The organism is Achromobacter sp. K91, from assembly GCF_003576205.1.
Taxonomy (GTDB): Bacteria; Pseudomonadota; Gammaproteobacteria; order Burkholderiales; family Burkholderiaceae_B; genus Achromobacter; species Achromobacter aegrifaciens.
Genome location: NZ_QWFB01000045.1, coordinates 1 through 15,821 on the forward strand (window position 1 = coordinate 1; position 15,821 = coordinate 15,821).

The 15,821-nt window shown below is 66.3% G+C and carries 15 protein-coding genes; 2 read left to right on the plus strand and 13 right to left on the minus strand.

Annotated elements, in window-relative coordinates; all coding sequences use genetic code 11:
- Positions 1–242 precede the first annotated feature (242 nt).
- The gene (locus DXK93_RS22710) at positions 243–1,124 is read right to left on the minus strand and encodes a LysR substrate-binding domain-containing protein (protein ID WP_119451198.1); all 882 of its coding nucleotides are present in this window, start codon (positions 1,122–1,124) and stop codon (positions 243–245) included.
- Between the two features lie 238 nt (positions 1,125–1,362).
- On the opposite strand from DXK93_RS22710, the gene DXK93_RS22715 reads away from it, so the two are divergent.
- Positions 1,363–2,124, plus strand: a complete 762-nt coding sequence (locus tag DXK93_RS22715) for an aspartate/glutamate racemase family protein (protein WP_054455202.1) — start codon at positions 1,363–1,365, stop codon at positions 2,122–2,124.
- A gap of 16 nt (positions 2,125–2,140) precedes the next feature.
- Here DXK93_RS22715 and DXK93_RS22720 read toward each other — a convergent pair whose 3' ends face one another.
- From DXK93_RS22720 to DXK93_RS22770, 11 genes are all read right to left on the minus strand, one after another.
- A complete protein-coding gene (locus DXK93_RS22720; RefSeq protein WP_054455204.1) occupies positions 2,141–2,770 on the minus strand; it encodes an ANTAR domain-containing response regulator in 630 nt (209 codons plus the stop codon).
- On the minus strand, positions 2,770–3,924 hold the full coding sequence (locus tag DXK93_RS22725) for a transporter substrate-binding domain-containing protein (RefSeq protein ID WP_054455892.1): 1,155 nt from the start codon (positions 3,922–3,924) through the stop codon (positions 2,770–2,772). The genes DXK93_RS22720 and DXK93_RS22725 overlap by 1 nt, the downstream gene beginning before the upstream one ends.
- Positions 3,925–4,021: 97 nt before the next feature.
- The gene (locus DXK93_RS22730) at positions 4,022–6,001 is read right to left on the minus strand and encodes a nitric oxide reductase activation protein NorD (protein ID WP_225590430.1); all 1,980 of its coding nucleotides are present in this window, start codon (positions 5,999–6,001) and stop codon (positions 4,022–4,024) included.
- A 2-nt stretch (positions 6,002–6,003) separates the two neighbouring features.
- Positions 6,004–6,810, minus strand: a complete 807-nt coding sequence (locus DXK93_RS22735) for a CbbQ/NirQ/NorQ/GpvN family protein (protein ID WP_054455209.1) — start codon at positions 6,808–6,810, stop codon at positions 6,004–6,006.
- 69 nt (positions 6,811–6,879) lie between these two features.
- On the minus strand, positions 6,880–7,917 hold the full coding sequence (locus DXK93_RS22740) for an aliphatic amidase (protein WP_119451200.1): 1,038 nt from the start codon (positions 7,915–7,917) through the stop codon (positions 6,880–6,882).
- A 25-nt stretch (positions 7,918–7,942) separates the two neighbouring features.
- The gene (gene urtE, locus DXK93_RS22745; RefSeq protein ID WP_054455212.1) at positions 7,943–8,632 is read right to left on the minus strand and encodes an urea ABC transporter ATP-binding subunit UrtE; all 690 of its coding nucleotides are present in this window, start codon (positions 8,630–8,632) and stop codon (positions 7,943–7,945) included.
- A gap of 14 nt (positions 8,633–8,646) precedes the next feature.
- On the minus strand, positions 8,647–9,408 hold the full coding sequence (urtD, locus tag DXK93_RS22750) for an urea ABC transporter ATP-binding protein UrtD (protein ID WP_082401110.1): 762 nt from the start codon (positions 9,406–9,408) through the stop codon (positions 8,647–8,649).
- A 32-nt stretch (positions 9,409–9,440) separates the two neighbouring features.
- Positions 9,441–10,487 carry an urea ABC transporter permease subunit UrtC gene (gene urtC / locus DXK93_RS22755; RefSeq protein WP_119451201.1) on the minus strand — a complete coding sequence of 349 codons (1,047 nt, stop codon included), beginning with the start codon at positions 10,485–10,487 and terminating at the stop codon, positions 9,441–9,443.
- A 4-nt stretch (positions 10,488–10,491) separates the two neighbouring features.
- The gene (gene urtB, locus DXK93_RS22760) at positions 10,492–11,394 is read right to left on the minus strand and encodes an urea ABC transporter permease subunit UrtB (RefSeq protein ID WP_054455216.1); all 903 of its coding nucleotides are present in this window, start codon (positions 11,392–11,394) and stop codon (positions 10,492–10,494) included.
- A gap of 69 nt (positions 11,395–11,463) precedes the next feature.
- Positions 11,464–12,657, minus strand: a complete 1,194-nt coding sequence (gene urtA, locus DXK93_RS22765) for an urea ABC transporter substrate-binding protein (protein ID WP_059377226.1) — start codon at positions 12,655–12,657, stop codon at positions 11,464–11,466.
- A gap of 355 nt (positions 12,658–13,012) precedes the next feature.
- On the minus strand, positions 13,013–13,936 hold the full coding sequence (locus tag DXK93_RS22770; RefSeq protein ID WP_119451202.1) for a LysR family transcriptional regulator: 924 nt from the start codon (positions 13,934–13,936) through the stop codon (positions 13,013–13,015).
- Between the two features lie 100 nt (positions 13,937–14,036).
- Between DXK93_RS22770 and pcaD the strand changes: the two genes are divergently transcribed.
- Positions 14,037–14,834, plus strand: coding sequence for a 3-oxoadipate enol-lactonase (gene pcaD / locus DXK93_RS22775; protein WP_119451203.1), 798 nt, complete (start codon positions 14,037–14,039; stop codon positions 14,832–14,834).
- Between the two features lie 4 nt (positions 14,835–14,838).
- Here pcaD and DXK93_RS22780 read toward each other — a convergent pair whose 3' ends face one another.
- Positions 14,839–15,741: an NAD(P)/FAD-dependent oxidoreductase gene (locus tag DXK93_RS22780; protein ID WP_054455224.1), complete on the minus strand. Its 903-nt coding sequence runs from the start codon at positions 15,739–15,741 to the stop codon at positions 14,839–14,841.
- Positions 15,742–15,821: the final 80 nt, after the last annotated feature.

A 15,821-nucleotide genomic window follows, 5' to 3' on the forward strand; every position in this document is an offset into this window, starting at 1 on the left:
AGATGTGTATAAGAGACAGCCCTTGGGCTTATCGACGCCCCGCGCCACCGGCCGGGCCGCCGCGCCAGGCTGTGCTGTTTGAATCTTGACGCGACCTGGGGCGAGCTGTGTTCTTGGCGTTCTCGCCTCGGTCGGGGATAGTGGCGAGGATCTTGTAATGCCCGCCCCCGGCCGGCCGCGCGGGCGGCCTTTGGGGGCTTACGCGATGTCTTGCAGTTTCGGGGGATGCTGCGCGGTTGCCATCATGCCTCCTGCATCTGGGCAGCGGTTTGCAGGAACGTGTCCAGTGCGCGCCTGCGTCCTTGCCGGCGTGTGACGGCGTAGACCATGGCGCGCGCGATGTCGGCGGGCAGCGTGCAAACGGCAATGCGGTCGGTTGCATGGCGGCATGTGGAACGCGGCACCAAGGCCACCCCCAGGCCCGCGGCGACCAGAGCCAGCTGGGCCGGGACTTCGGCGACGGTTTGGGCGGCGGACAGGGGCAGGCCGGCGCGCGCGCAGGTTTCGGCCAGCGTGCGGGCGAAGGCGGAGGTGTCCTGGCGCAGCATGACGAAGGCCTCGCCGGCGAGGTCGCCGAGCGCCAGCCGCTTGCGGGCGGACAGAGGGTGGCCCTTGGGGAGCACGGCCACGACGGGATCAGGCCATAGGGGCATGGACTGTAGTTCCTCGTCGTCGACGGCGGTGCGGGAGATGCTGACGTCGATGCGGTGGCCGCGCAGCGCGTCCAGTTGCGCGGCGGGGTTCATTTCGTTGAGCAGGACTGAGACCTGGGGGTGGGAGGCCTTGTAGCGGGCGATCAGCGCGGGTACCGGGCCCATGAAGTGCGAGCCGGACAGGCCGACCTCGATGCGGCCGGCCAGGCCCTGGTCCACGGCGCGGGCTCGGACGGTGGCGTCCTTCAGGCTGGCGAGGAGCGCACGCACGTCGTTGAGAAAGGCTTCGCCGGCTTCGGTCAGGGTGACGCGGCGGTTGTTGCGGTCGAACAGCTTGACCTCGAGTTCGCGCTCCAGCTGCGCGATCTGGAGGCTGAGCGGCGGTTGCGAGATGTGCAGGCGCGCGGCGGCCCGGGTGAAGTTCAGCTCTTCGGCCAGCACGGCGAAATAACGGAGTTGGCGGATTTCCATGGCGGCCAGTTATTTGGGAAAGATATCAAACCAGATAAAAACTATATTGGAAAATATCGTTCCCGGCGACCAGAATAAGCCTTGCCGATAGAGCACACGACAAACATCCGGGGACCTGCCATGAGACCAGCGCTCACCGCCGCAGGCACTGCCACCGGCTGACATCCGTATTCCGCATTGCCGGGTTCCCGCGCGCCGCCGCGGGCCGGCCCTCTTACGCCTTTCGAGGAGCATCGCCATGACCGCATCCCCCCGCGCCCTGCGCATCGGCCAGATCGTCCCCAGTTCCAACACCACCATGGAAACGGAAATCCCGGCCATGCTGCGCCTGCGCGAGACCATCGCGCCGGAGCGTTTCACTTTCCATTCCAGCCGCATGCGCATGAAGCAGGTGACGGCGGCGGAACTGGCGTCGATGGACCGGGAGTCGGACCGTTGCGCACAGGAACTGTCCGATGCACGCGTGGACGTGCTGGGCTATGCCTGCCTGGTGGCGATCATGAGCCAAGGGCTCGGCTATCACCGCGTCTCGCAGGAACGCCTGCACCAGGCCACGGTGGACAACGGCGCGCCGGCGCCGGTGATCTCCAGCGCAGGCGCGCTGGTGGAGGGCCTGCACGCCATCGGCGCGCGCAAGGTCGCTATCCTGACGCCCTACATGAAGCCGCTGACCAAGCTGGTGGTGGACTACATCGAGAACGAAGGCATCGAGGTGCAGGACAGCCTGTCGCTGGAGATTCCCGACAACCTGAAGGTTGGCGCGCAGGATCCGATGGCGCCGGCCAGCCACGTGGAACGCCTGAACACGCGCGGCGTGGACGCAGTGGTGCTGTCCGCCTGCGTGCAGATGCCGTCCCTGGCGTCGATTCAGCCGGTGCAGGACCGCCTGGGTCTGCCGGTGGTGACGGCGGCCGCGGCCACCGTCTATCGCATGCTGAAGGTGCTGGACCTGGAAGCGCGCGTGCCCAACGCGGGCGAGTTGCTGACGGGCAAGTACTGAAGCTGCGCGGCGCGCCCTACTTGCCCAGCGAAAGGATTTCGTTGGCGTTGACGATGGCGCCGGCGATTTCTTCAGTAGTGACGCGCTTGTTCATGGCCTGCTCGCGGATCAGGTCGTAGGCCTGGTCCTCGGTGACGTTGCGCGTGCGCATGAGGATGCTCTTGGCTTCCGCGATGCGGCGCACGCCCAGGAGTTTTCCCTCCAGCTTGCGCAGGCGCCGGGCATGCGACTTGATGTCGTCGTAGACCTGGCGCGCCACCACCAATGAAGACAACAGGCCGAACGAGCGCACGGGCGAAGGCAGCACTGCTTTCGCGCCGATGCGCAACACGGCCTCGACGATGGTCGGATTTTCGTAGGTGACGATGGCGATGACCATGGGCGCGTCTTCGCTCTTGGCCCATTCGAAGCCCAGGTCGATCACATCTGGCCGCACGGCCAGGAACACCGCGTCCAGCCCTTCGGGCAACGTGGGCGCCGGAGGCCAGAAGGTCTGCACCTGACAGCCGATCCGTTGCAGCTGCTGCGTCAGTTGGCGGCCGTCGGCGTCGTCGGGATGATAGACGGCGATCCGCAGCGTACGCAGGTCCTTGAGCAGGGATGGCGTCGCGCGCTCCGCGCGCTGGCGGCTGGCGGTATCGCCCATCAGATATCCAGCGAACTCAGGGTGGCCGTCCAGTCGCCCAGCGAATGGGTGACCAGGTACGGATCGGGATGCACGGGCCGCGTGGCCTCGCGCACGATGGTGAACTGGCCCTTGCCGTTGACCCGGCCGACGCGCGGATACAGGCAGGTGTGGTGGTTGGTGGGGTCGATGCGCACGCGGCCCTGGGGCGCCTGGAATTCGCTTTGCAGCACGCGCGGCAGGATCTGCGCGATCTCGTCGGTGCCGGTGTCGCGGAAAGCGTTGGCGAAGATGTGCATCTGGAAGTACGCCGCTTCCCAGCAGAGATTGGGCACGCAGTCATGCCCGAAGCGCCGCCGCAATCGTTCCAGGCAGCGCCGGTTGATGTCGGAATCGATGGATTGGAAATACGGCGCGGAAGTGAAGTGGCCGGCGGCGACCTCGGGCTCCATCTGGGAGATCTCCGCTTCGGACGTCGTCAGGCTGGCGATGGGCATGGTCTTCGGATCGAAGCCCGCGTCCGCGTAGGCGCGGTACAGGCAGGCCGTGGAATTGCCCACCACCGTGGAGAAAATGAAGTCCGGACGCTTGTTGCGGATGTCGTCCAGGATCTCCCGGTAGTCGCGTTCCGTCGCGGTCAAAGGCACATAGCGTTCGCCCAGCTTGGCGCTGTCCTGCCGCTGCAGCACGAGTTCGCCCATGATGCGGTTGGACTCGTAGGGATAGATGTAGTCCGAACCGATCAGGTAGACCCGCGCGCCGAAGTTGGCGGTCATGAATTCGGCCAGTTGCACGCTGTTCTGGTTGGGCGCGGCGCCGGTGTAGATGATGTTGTTCGAAAACTCGAACCCTTCGTACAGCGTCGGGTAGAACAGCAGGCGGTTCCATTTCTCGACCACCGGCAGCACGGCCTTGCGGCTGCTGGACATGTAGCAGCCGAATATGACGTTGACGCGGTCTTGCGTGATGAGTCTTTCAGCCAGCACGCTGTAGGTGGCGGGGTCCGATCTCGGGTCGTAGCGCACCGGCACGATCTCGCGGCCGTCGACCCCGCCCGCCTCGTTGATCTCGTCGATGGCCAGCAAGGTGCCATGGAGCTGGGACCGGCCTATGGTCGATGTGGCACCTGTTTCGGAAAACAGCACGCCTACGCGGATAGGATCTTTGTTTGCCATGATCGGGAGGCCCGCTGGCGCGGACATCCATCCTTTGTCGAGTTCATCAGTTTCAGCACAGCCGCAGCCGCCGTCAACACGTGGATTCCTGGGGTGGTCATGGCGCGGTCCTGGCATAGGCGCGAACCAGCGCCTGCGGCAATGCCGCCGGGTTCGTCACGATCCGGTAACCGCGAAAGCCGAACATCGCGCGCAACTGCGGTTCGGCCTGCGCGTCCAACGCGACGCAATGCACGCTGACGCCTCGCCCGCGCAGTTCCAGCACCGCCTCGCGCGCATCGTCCACCAAATAGCGCGGGTCGTGCACATCGACATCGGAGGGTTCGCCGTCGGTGACGACGATGATGGCGCGCCGCTCTCCCGGCGCCTGCAGCGCCAGCGCGCCGGCATGCCGCAGCGCCGCGCCCAGGCGCGTTGAATAACGGGCCTGGGCGCCGCCTATGCGGCCCAACGCCGCCGCGACCGGGGCGCCGGATTCAAGCAGGCGGTAGTAGTACACCGCCGCCCGCGTGTCCGAACAAAAGCCGTGCACGGCGATCAGGTCGCCTTCGCCTGATGTGGCCTGCGCCAGCAGCATCGCCGCCCGCTTCTCCAATTCCAGCACTGTCGCCCCTGCGTCGGACGCCAGGTCGTTGGCCGAGGCCGACAGGTCCAGCAGCACCAGCGTGCTGCTGGCGCAGGGCTGGCTGCCCGGGCGCATGAAGAAGCGGGCGTCGGGCGCCAGGTCCAGGCGCCGGTCGATCAGGACCTCGATCGCGGCGTTCAGGTCGATGTCATCGCCCTCCCATTGGCGCCTCAGACGGCGCGCGCGGCTCAGGCGGCGCGACTGCGGCAGGGCCAGGCGCTGCGCGGGTCCGGCGGGCGCGGGCGGCGGCATGCCGGTCCAACCCGGCAGCTTCTCGATCACGGTGCACCAGTCCGGCCGGCTTCGGTCCAGCTTGTAGTCCCATTCGGGATAACGGTAGCGTCCCAGTTCCGTTTCGCTGGCCGCTCGCGCGGGCTGCTCCTGGCCTTGCGGCGCGGCGTCGCGCCGCTCGGGCGCCACACCCTGCGACCCCAGGGTCAGCTCAGGCGGCGGCTCTGCCGCGTCGCCGTAGTCCCACAGATAGGCGTTGTCGTCGCGGTAGGGCACGGGTACGGCGTACTGCTGTGGATTGAAGCGCACCCGCATCTGGCCCAGGTCATTCGCCAGCACCGACGCCAGGCGACGGAAGGCCGCCGTGTCACGCAGGTCGGCGGCCTGCGCCTCGAATAACGTGCGCGCCTTGTTCACCCAATGGTTGTCGTCGTGCAGCGACGGATCCATCAACAGCCGGCTCATGCGCTGGATCAGGGCCGCGAATCCCAAGTCCGCCGGATCGGGCGGCGGCGGCACGAAGGACAGGAACCAGCGCCGCACGCCGGGATAGTCGGCCGCCAGCAGCCGCTCCACCCGCGCATCCTCTATGGCGGATACCACCGCCACGCCCATGGGCTTGAGGCTCAGTACCGGCTGCGCCGCTGGCGAGTAACGCAGATGGGCGGCCGCATGCGCCACCGCCGCGCGGTACAGCGCCCAGCGGTCGGCGCCGTCCAGCACGGTGTAGCTGTCCGGCACCAGCAGGTGCGAGGGCGCGAGGATGGGGCGCGACGGCGGGCCGTCCAGCGCCGGACGCCGCAAGGCTTCGACCGCCATGCCCCTGCCCGACAGGCCGCACAAGAGCCACGCCAGCCTGGCCTGCGCGGCTTCCAGTTCCGGCGCGCCTGCTTCGCCGTTCAAGGCCTCGCGGGCGTAGGCGTCGCGCAGTTGGAAATATGCGCGCAGAGGACCGGGCTGGCGCTCGTAGCGCCGCAGGCCCGCCAGCATCCAGCGCCCCAGCCCGCCGGCCGTCAACTTCGCCATCAACTGGTCGAACCGCTCTGCCACCGCGGCAGCGCAATCGGGGTCTTCGCCGTGCAGCGCGTCGATCCAGCGCCGCGCTTGAACCGCCTGGTCCTCGCCGCTGCGCGCAGCCAGCCGGCGCAGTTTGTCATCCAGCGTCCCGGCCAGGCCTGCGCCGGCGCCAGCCCCTTCCCCCGCGGACAGGACGGCTCGCATGTTCATTCCAGGTTCGCGTCGACCAGCGCCCGCAGCGCCGCGGCCATGTCGGGGTCGTCGGTCAGCGCGCGCGTCATCGTCATGTCGCAGCTCTCGGCGGGGCTGACGCCGTCGCGGATGAGGATGCCGGCGTAGATCAGCATGCGGGTGGACACGCCCTCGTCCAACCCATGGCGCTTGAGTTCGCGCGAACTGTGCGCGATCCGCACCAGCCGCTGCGCCAAGCCGGTGTCTATGCCGGCCTCGTGCGCCACGATCTCCGCTTCGCGCCCGGGCTCCGGATAGTCGAAATCCAGCGCCACGAAGCGCTGCCGGGTAGAGGGCTTGAGATCCTTGGCGCTGCTTTGGTAGCCGGGGTTGTAGGACACCACCAGTTGGAAGTCGGGATGGGCCCGCACCACCTCGCCCTTCTTGTCCAGGGGCAGGATGCGCCTCGCGTCGGTCAGCGGATGGATGACCACCGTAGTGTCCTGGCGCGCTTCGACGATCTCGTCCAGGTAGCAGATGCCGCCATGGCGCACGGCCTGCGTCAGCGGGCCGTCGTGCCATGCGGTGCCGTCAGCGTCCAGCAGGTAGCGGCCCACCAGGTCGGAAGCGGTCATGTCCTCGTTGCACGCCAGCGTGACCAGCGGGCGTCCCAGCTTCCAGGCCATGTACTCCACGAAGCGCGTCTTGCCGCAACCGGTGGGGCCCTTCAGGATCATGGGCAGCCGGTGCGCGTACGCATGTTCGTACAGCGCGGTTTCCCGCCCGGAGGGACGGTAGAAGGGTTCTTGCGCAATCCGGTAGGTTTCGAGCGGAGACGGCACGGTTCATGTCCTCGGGAATCGTCCGTCCGGCGCGGCGGGCCGGACGGACCGGATGGTCGGCAGGCACGCCTAGCGGTGCTTGGCGTCCTCGTTGGGTATGCCGTCCATGGGGCACTCCGGCGTACCCACGGTGGACCGGGTGAAGGATTCGACCATCTTGCGCGTGCCCTCCGGATCGTTGATCCAGTTGGCGTAGAAGTTGTACGGGCATGCCGCGACGCCGGTGGTCTCTTCGCCGGAATTGATCTTGCCGGTGTAGCCGCGGTGCACCAGCTTGAACAAGTGGTTCTGCGACTGCATGTTCTTGCGCGCGTCGCGGATCAGGCTGGTGGAGAGCTCGGCGTACTGCACGCCCATGTCTTCTTCACCGCATTCGCCCAGCGTGCGGCCGTCGAAGCCGATGATGGCCGAATGGCCGAAGTAGGAATACACGCCGTCGAAGCCCGCGGCATTGGCCACCGCCACGTAGACGTTGTTCATCCACGCCATGGCCTTGGACACCATGACCTGCTGGTCCTTGGCCGGGTACATATATCCCTGGCAACGCACGATCAGCTCGGCGCCGCGCATGGCGCAATCGCGCCAGATCTCGGGGTAATTGCCGTCGTCGCAGATGATGAGGCTGATCTTCAGTCCCTTGGGGCCTTCCGACACATAGGTGCAATCGCCCGGATACCAGCCTTCGATCGGCACCCAGGGCATGATCTTGCGGTACTTCTGCACGATCTCGCCCTTGTTGTTCATCAGGATGAGCGTGTTGTACGGCGCCTTGTTCGGGTGCTCTTCGTGGCGCTCGCCCGTCAGCGAAAACACGCCCCATACGTTGGCCTTGCGGCAGGCGTCGGCGAACACAGCGGTCTCTTCGCCCGGAATGGCCGAAGCGGTTTCGTACATTTCCTTGGCGTCGTACATGATGCCGTGGGTGGAGTACTCGGGGAAGATGACCAGGTCCATGCCGGGCAGGCCGCGCTTCATGCCCACGACCATGTCGGCGATCTTGCGGGCGTTCTCCATCACCTCCGCGCGGGTATGCAGCCGCGGCATCTTGTAGTTCACGACGGCCACGCCCACGCAATCGTTGCTGCTGGAGATATCTCCGTGTCTCATGACAATGCTCCTCGGTGGTTGACGGTCATACCGTCAGGAAAGATCTGACTTTGTCCTGGTCCAGGCTCTCGCGGCAGGCCTCGTGCACGATGCGGCCCCGGTCTATCACCAGGAAGCGGTCGGCCAGGTCCAGCGCGAAGCTCAGCATCTGTTCCGACACGACGATGGCGAAGCCGCGCTCCTCGCGCAGCGCGTTCAGGATCCGTGCGATGTCCTTGATGATGGAGGGCTGGATGCCTTCGGTGGGCTCGTCCAGGATCAGCACGCGCGGATCGGAAATCAGCGCGCGGGCGATCGCCAGTTGCTGCTGCTGCCCGCCGGACAGGTTGCCGCCCTTGCGCCGGCGCATCTCGTGCAGCACCGGGAAAAAGCGGTACAGGTATTCCGGCACGGCCTTCAGGCCGCTGCGCTCCGCGCCGGTCAGGATGTTCTGCTCCACGGTCAGGAAGGGAAAGATCATCCTGCCTTGCGGCACGAAGGCCAGCCCGTTGCGCACGCGCTGGTAGCTCTCCATGCCGGCCAGCTCCACGCCGTCCAGCCGGATGCTGCCCGAGCCCGACCGCAGCATGCCGATCAGCGCCTTGAGCAAGGTAGTCTTGCCCATGCCATTGCGGCCCATGATGGCCACGGATTCCCGGGGCGCAACTTCGAAGCACACATCGTGGACGACGTGCGATTCGCCGTAACTCACGTTCAACCTGTCGATCCGGAACATGGCGCGTCCTCCTCTCAATGGCCCAGGTACACGTCCAGCACACGCGGGTCGGCCTGCACTTCGCCCACCGTGCCTTCGCTCAGCAAACGTCCCTGGTGCAACACCGTGACCTTGTGCGCGATGCGCTTGACGAAATCCATGTCGTGCTCGATGACCACCATCGACTTGCCGCGCGAGATGCGCGCCAGGAGCTCGGCCGTCTGTTCACGTTCGCGCGGACTCATGCCGGCCACGGGTTCATCCAGCAACAGCAGCTGCGGGTTCTGCATCAGCAGCATGCCGATCTCCAGCCATTGCTTCTGTCCATGGCTCAGGCGGCCAGCCTTCTCCGCCAGGCGGTCCTGCAGGAAAACCTGCGCGGCCATGTCCTGGATGCGCTCGCGGATTTCCGCCGTGCGCCGGAACCGCAGCGAGCGGACCACCCCGTGGGCGTTCGGCAGCGAGATCTCGAAGTTCTCCAGCACCGTCAGGTCTTCATAAACCGACGGCGTCTGGAACTTGCGCCCGACGCCGGCCCGCACGATATCGAATTCCGCCATGCGCACCAGATCGCGGCCCTGGAACATAACGCGGCCCGCCGATGGCCGGGTCTTGCCGCAGATGATGTCCAGCAGCGTGGTCTTGCCCGCGCCATTCGGGCCGATGATGACGCGCAGCTCATCCTGCGCCACGCGCAGGCTCAGGCCGTCCACTGCGCGAAAGCCATCGAACGAGACCGTCAGGTCCTCGACGCTCAGGATGGCGCCGGGCGCCGGGCGGTCGCTGCTCATTTCCATGCTGGCGGGCTCCTGCAGGTCCAGGGTGGCACTCATCGCGCGCTCCCCGCGGCGCGGCGCGCCTGAATCTGGCCGAACACGCCGGCCAGGCCGTTGGGCATGACCACGACGACCGCGATGAAGATGGCCCCCAGGAAATACAGCCAGACTTCCGGAAACGTCTCTGACAAGTAGGACTTGAGAAAGCCGATCAGCAAGGCCCCGACCACGGCCCCGGGAATCGACAGCCGGCCGCCGACGGCCGCATAGATCACCATCTCGATCGACGCCACCACGCCGATCGCTCCTGGAGAGATCAGCCCCACTTGCAACGTGAAGAAGGCGCCGCCGATGGAGGACAGGACCGCCGCCACGCAAAAGATGCAGGCCTTTACGTGCGCGGTGTCGTAACCCGAGAACCGCACGCGGTCTTCGCGGTCTCGGATGGCGATCAGGATCTTGCCCAGCCGGCTGCGCACGATGGCCAGCGCCGCCAGCATCGCCACGACCAGTGCGCCGGCTTCGATGAAGTACAGCACCTGCTTGCCTTCGTCGCCGACGATGTCCCAGCCCAGCAGCGTGCGGAAGTCGGTAATGCCGTTGGCGCCGCCCGTGTCCCCCTGCTGGCCGATGATGAGCACGGTCAGCGTCATCGCCAGGGCCAGGGTCACGATGGCGAAATACACGCCGCTGACCCGCTTGCGGAAGATCGCCAACGAAAACAGGTACGCGGCCAGTCCCGGCAGGACCACGATCAGCAGCAGCGTCAACGTCAGCGAGTGGAACGGTTGCCACCAGACAGGCAGGCTCTCCACGCTGCTCCACACCATGAAGTCGGGCAGCTCCGGCGCGGACGCCTCCAGCTTCAGGAACATGGCCATCATGTACCCGCCCAACCCAAAGAAAATGCCTTGCCCCAGGCTCAGCACGCCGCTATAGCCCCAGGTCAGCACGATGCCTATCGCCACGAAGGCGAACGCCATGTACTTGCCGACCAGGTTCAGCCGGAACGGATCCAGCGACAGGGGCAGGACGGCCAGGATCAGCGCCGCGACCAGCAGGATCGCGATCTCTTCGGTTTTCCGATGCAGGGTCTTCATCGCATCACCCCCGAGTCTTGTTGGCGAACAGCCCGTTCGGGCGGAAATAGAGGACCAGGATCACCAGGACGAGGATCGTGACCTTGGCCATCGAACCGCTCATCAGGTACTCCAGCGTGGTCTGCGACTGTGCGATCGCAAGGCCGGAGAACGCCGTTCCCAGCAAGCTCTGCACGCCGCCGAACACCACGACGATGAATGAATCCACGATGTAGAGCTGGCCCGTGCCGGGGTTGGTCGATCCGATCATGGTGAAGACGCAGCCCGCGATGCCCGCCAGGCCGGAGCCCAGCGCGAAGGTCAGCGCATCCACGCGCCGCGTGTTGATGCCGACGGCGCCCGCCATCGCGCGATTCTGGGTGACGGCGCGCACGCGCAGTCCCCAAGCGCTGCGGTAAAGCAGCAGATACACGCCCACCGCCACCAGCAGCGTCAGGCCCAGGATGAAGATGCGATTCAGCGGGAACTGCAGGTCGGGCGTGGGCTCCCACGCGCCGCTGAGCCAGGAGGCCAGCGGCACGCTGACCTCCTGCGCGCCGAACAGCGAGCGATAGGCCTGCTGCAGGATCAGGCTCAGGCCCCAGGTCGCCAGCAGCGTGTCCAGCGGACGGTTGTAGAACCAGCGGATGAAGCCGCGCTCCAGCCCATAGCCGAATGCGAAGGTGACCAGGAACGCCAACGGAATGGCCGCGAACAGGTAGACGTCCATCCAGCCGGGCGCCCAATGCTGGAACGCCACCGAGACCAGATAGGTGGTGTAGGCGCCCATGGCCATCAGCTCGCCGTGCGCCATGTTGATGACGCCCATCAGGCCGAACACGACGGCCAGGCCGATCGCCATCAGCAGAAGGATGCTGAACAGGCTGATCCCGTTGAATAGCTGCATTGCCGCGATGTCGATATTCATGGTCACGTTCCTGGCTGCGCCGGCGGCAAGGCCGCCGGCCAAGGGCTTGCGCGCATTGGCAAGCGCGGGCTACAGCTTCGGGAAGGGATTGGGCTCGATCAGGTCGGCCGATTCCCAGACAATGTCGAACTGCCCGTCCGGCCTCGCCCGGCCCACCCGCACCTTCTTCCAGACGTGATGGTTGGTCTCGTGCACGCGCACGGTCCCCTCCGGCGCCTGGAGCGTCAGCCCGGCGGACGCCGCGATCACCTTGTCGGGATCGAACGAACCGGCCTTCTCCACGCCGAGCTTCCACAGATACACGCTGTTGTAGGCAACCTCCATCGGGTCGCCGATGACCCGGTCCTGGCCGTACTTGGCCTTGAAGGCCTTGACGAATTTTTCGTTGGCCGGATTCTGCAGGCTCTGGAAGTAGCCCATGCAGGCGTAGTAGCCCGCCGCGTTGTCCTTGCCGATGCCTTCGATCTCGTTTTCGGACACCACGGTGGACAGCAGCACGACGCGCGTGCCGTCCAGGCCGGCCGCGCGCAGCTGCTTGTAGAACGCCACATTCGAGCCGCCCACCACGGTGCTGTAGATGCACTCGGGCTTGGCGGCCTTGATCTTGTTGATGATGGAAGAGAACTCGGTGTGGCCCAGCGGCGCGTACTCCTCGCCCACCACCTTGGCATTCATGCGGGCGATGGCCGGCTTGGCGATCTTGTTGCAGGTGCGCGGATAGATGTAGTCGGAGCCGACCAGGAAAAAGGTCTTGCCCTTCTCCCGCGCCATCCACTCCACCGCCGCGATCACGGACTGCGTGGCTTCCTGCGACGGATAGAACACCCGCGCGTCCTGTTCCTGGCCTTCGTAATAGGTGGGGTAGTAGAGCAAGCCTTTGCTGCGCGCGAGCACCGGCAACAGCGCCTTGCGCGAAGCCGAGGTATAGCAGCCCACGATGGCGGCCACCTTGTCGCGGTCGAGCAGCTTGCGCGCCTTCTCGGCAAACACGGCATTCTCGCTCGCGCCGTCTTCGACCACGGGTTCGATCTTGCGCCCCATCACGCCGCCCGAGGCGTTGATCTCTTCGATCGCCAGCTTCTCCGCGTCCACCAGCGACGCCTCGGCGATGGCGATGGTGCCGGACAGCGAATGCAGCAGGCCCAGTTTGACTGTGTCTTGGGCATAGGCCTGGCGGGGCAAGGCTGCCATCCCCGACGCGGCGCTCAGTAGGACCATGGAGCCGCTGTGCTGCAGAAAGCGGCGGCGGTTGTATACGCTCATCGTTGCGCTCCTGTGCGTTTCTGAAGGCAAGCCTCCGGCTGGGGCTTGCACGCAAGCCCTGAACTGCCCGGGATTGGGCAGGCGCCTTTGCCCACCACATCACGACGACTGCCGTCCGCCCGCTGCCTGCCACGTTTCTTCAGGCAAAGCTGCGCCCACGGCGCAGCGAAACGCCATTCGAAGAAAAGCGATGGACAAACGGAAAACGAAAAGGCCCGAGCCGGAAATTCCGGCTCGGGCCTTTTTGCCCTACGCCTGACTGGCAACACTGGCAGTCGGCGAAAATTTGAAGACGAACTTGCGTCTGGAAGGCATTCTGAAGAAGCGTGTGGCGCTATGCCATGCGTATTTTCCCTTAGCGGCCGCGGCTCGCTGCCAAGGCGCGGCGCAAGGCTGGCGCGGCATTCTGCATGTAGCGCCACAAGCGGTTCGAGACCGGGCCTTGCGCGCGGTCCGTGCGCCGCGCCGCGACCAGTTCTTCGACGCTGCCCGGCAGATGGCGGTTGGCAATCGAGATCAGGCGACCGTCCCGCAGTTCCTCATCGACGAGAAAGCGCGGCATGTGGCCCCAGCCCATGCCTTGCAGGATGATTTCCTTCTTCATCAGCTGGTCCGCCACCGTGCACTGGCGCGCGCCTTCCACGGTGAAGTAATCCTGCGGCGGCGTATGCCTGGCGGTGTCGCGCATGACGCATTGCGTGTAGTCGCGCATCAGTGCGGGCTTGATAGCACGCGGCACGGGCTCACGCAGAAAGCCGGGCGCCACCACGGGCACGAAAGGCACCTTGGCCAGGTCGACCCATTCAATGCGGGCATCGTTCTTGTCGACGCGATGCAGGATGAGGTCGGCCTCGCCGTCGTAAAGGCGTTCCAGCGGCCCGGACACGGCCTCGAAGTGCAGGTCCAGGCGCGTGGCCTGGCAGTCGGCGAAAAAGCGGCTCAAGAGACCCAGCACATAAGGGCGCGGACAGAAGTCGCCGATCACGATGCGCAGTTCGGTTTCCTCGCCCATGGCCAGTTGCTCGGCGTGCGCGCGCAAGGCGGTCAGCTCGCGCAGCAGCGATTGCGCACGCGTATGGAAGGACTGCCCCGCAGCCGTCAAGCTCACGCGGTAGCCGCTGCGGTCCAGCAAGGCCAGACCCAGCTGCCGCTCCAGCTTGGCCACGGCGGCGAACACCGCCGGGTGCGAGCGGTGCAGCGTTGCCGCGGCCGCCTGGAAGCCGCCGTCGCGCGCCACCGCATCGAAGCATTGGAGATCGTGCAGCGTGAATTCGCTCATGTCTATTTTTCCGACAATGATTGTGCGAACTTTGTAATTTTTTCTTTAACGACGCGCAACTACGATTTGCCTTACACCCATCACCCAGAGGCGAATCATCATGCAAGACATCTCCTACTACACCGCCGGCGACGGCGCCCGCATCGCCTACCGCTACGATGGCCGCGCGGACCTGCCCACGCTGGTGCTGGCGAACTCCATCGGCACCACCCTGCACATGTGGGACGCGCAGATTCCCGCGCTGACACGCCACTTCCGCGTGCTGCGCTACGACTACCGCGGCCATGGCGCGTCCACCGTGCCGCAAGGCCCCTACTCTCTGGACCGCCTGGGCCGCGACGTGCTGGAGCTGATGGACGGCCTGGGCGTCGAACATGCGCATTTCCTGGGCTTGTCGCTGGGCGGCATCGTCGGACTATGGCTGGGCCTGCACGCGCCGCAGCGCATCGACCGCCTGGTCCTCAGCAATACCTCGGCCTATCTGGGACCGGCGCCGCAATGGGACGAGCGCATCGCCGCCACGCTACAGGCAGAGAACATGTCGGAAACGGCCGAGACCTTCCTGAAGAACTGGTTTCCCGCGGCCTGGCTGCAGCAGAGCAATCCCGCCGTCGAACCGTTCCGCGCCATGCTGCTGAACACCGACAAGCATGGCCTGGCGGGCGCATTCGCCGCGGTGCGGGACTTCGACCTGCGCCGCACCATGGCGCTGATCCCCAATCCGACGCTGGTCATCGCCGGCCAGCACGACACGGTCACCGCGGCCAGCCACGGCGAGCAGATCGCCGCAACCATCCCCGGCGCCAGGCTGCTGACGCTGCCGGCCGTGCATTTGGCGAACATCGAACTGCCCCAGGCCTTCGAGGCCGCGGTGCTGGAGTTCCTGCTCGAAGGCTGAAGAGCTAGTCCGCGCCGCGCTCCCAACGGCGCTGGATGGCCTTGGCCGCGACTACGCCGTCGGCCATGGAGGTCACCACGCAGGGATGCATGCGGTGCGCCACCTCGCCCACGGCGTAGATGTCGGGCACGCTGGTCTCGGCGGTGGCGAAGTCCGTACGGATGTAGCCGCGCTCGTCGCGGGCCAGGTGCAGGCTGTCGGCAAAGCCGGCCTGAGGCTCCCAGCCGTAGAAGACCAGGATCAGGTCGTACTGCTTGCCGTCCACGCTGCGGGTGGCGGGGTCCACCTTGTATGGGCCGATATGCACGCCTTCGCGGCCGGCGCGCGTCACCCATTGCTGTTGGGCGCGGACGCTGCGGGCATAGAGATGCACGCTGCGGGCGCCGCGGTTGCGCACGTAAACGTAGTTTTCGAAGGCGTTGTCGCCCCCGCCCAGCACCGCCACCGACAGGCCCGAATAGTCCTGCGCCACGATGGGCGAGCCCGGGCCGATCAGCACGCCGGGCCAGGATGCGCCCGGCGGGTGGTCCGGCAGCCCCTTGGCGCGCACGCCCGAGGCGATCACCAGGGTGCGCCCGCGCACCAGGGATTCGGCGCCGTCTGCGTCTGCCAGCGTCGCCTCGATGCCGCCTTTGCAGGGACGCACCCCGGTTACGCGGGTTTCCAGGCGCAGCGGCACGCCGGCCGCGCGCACGCTGGCGTCGATGTTGGCAGCCACCTGCTGTCCGGTCACGCCCGGCAGCACCGCGATCCAGTCGTCGGCGAAGGGATTGTCATTGCCCAACCCGCCCAGCCGGGGGCCAGCCTCGACCAATAGCGGGGACAGGCCCAGGCGCGCCAACCACAGGGCGCAGGAAGCGCCGGCCGGGCCGCCGCCTACAATGACCGAATCGTGCATCTGTTGCATTTCACCCCTTATTGACTGCGCCGGCGCCTCACGGACGCCCGGACATGGCCGGATTGTAGCCAGCGCGCCGCCCCCGTTCC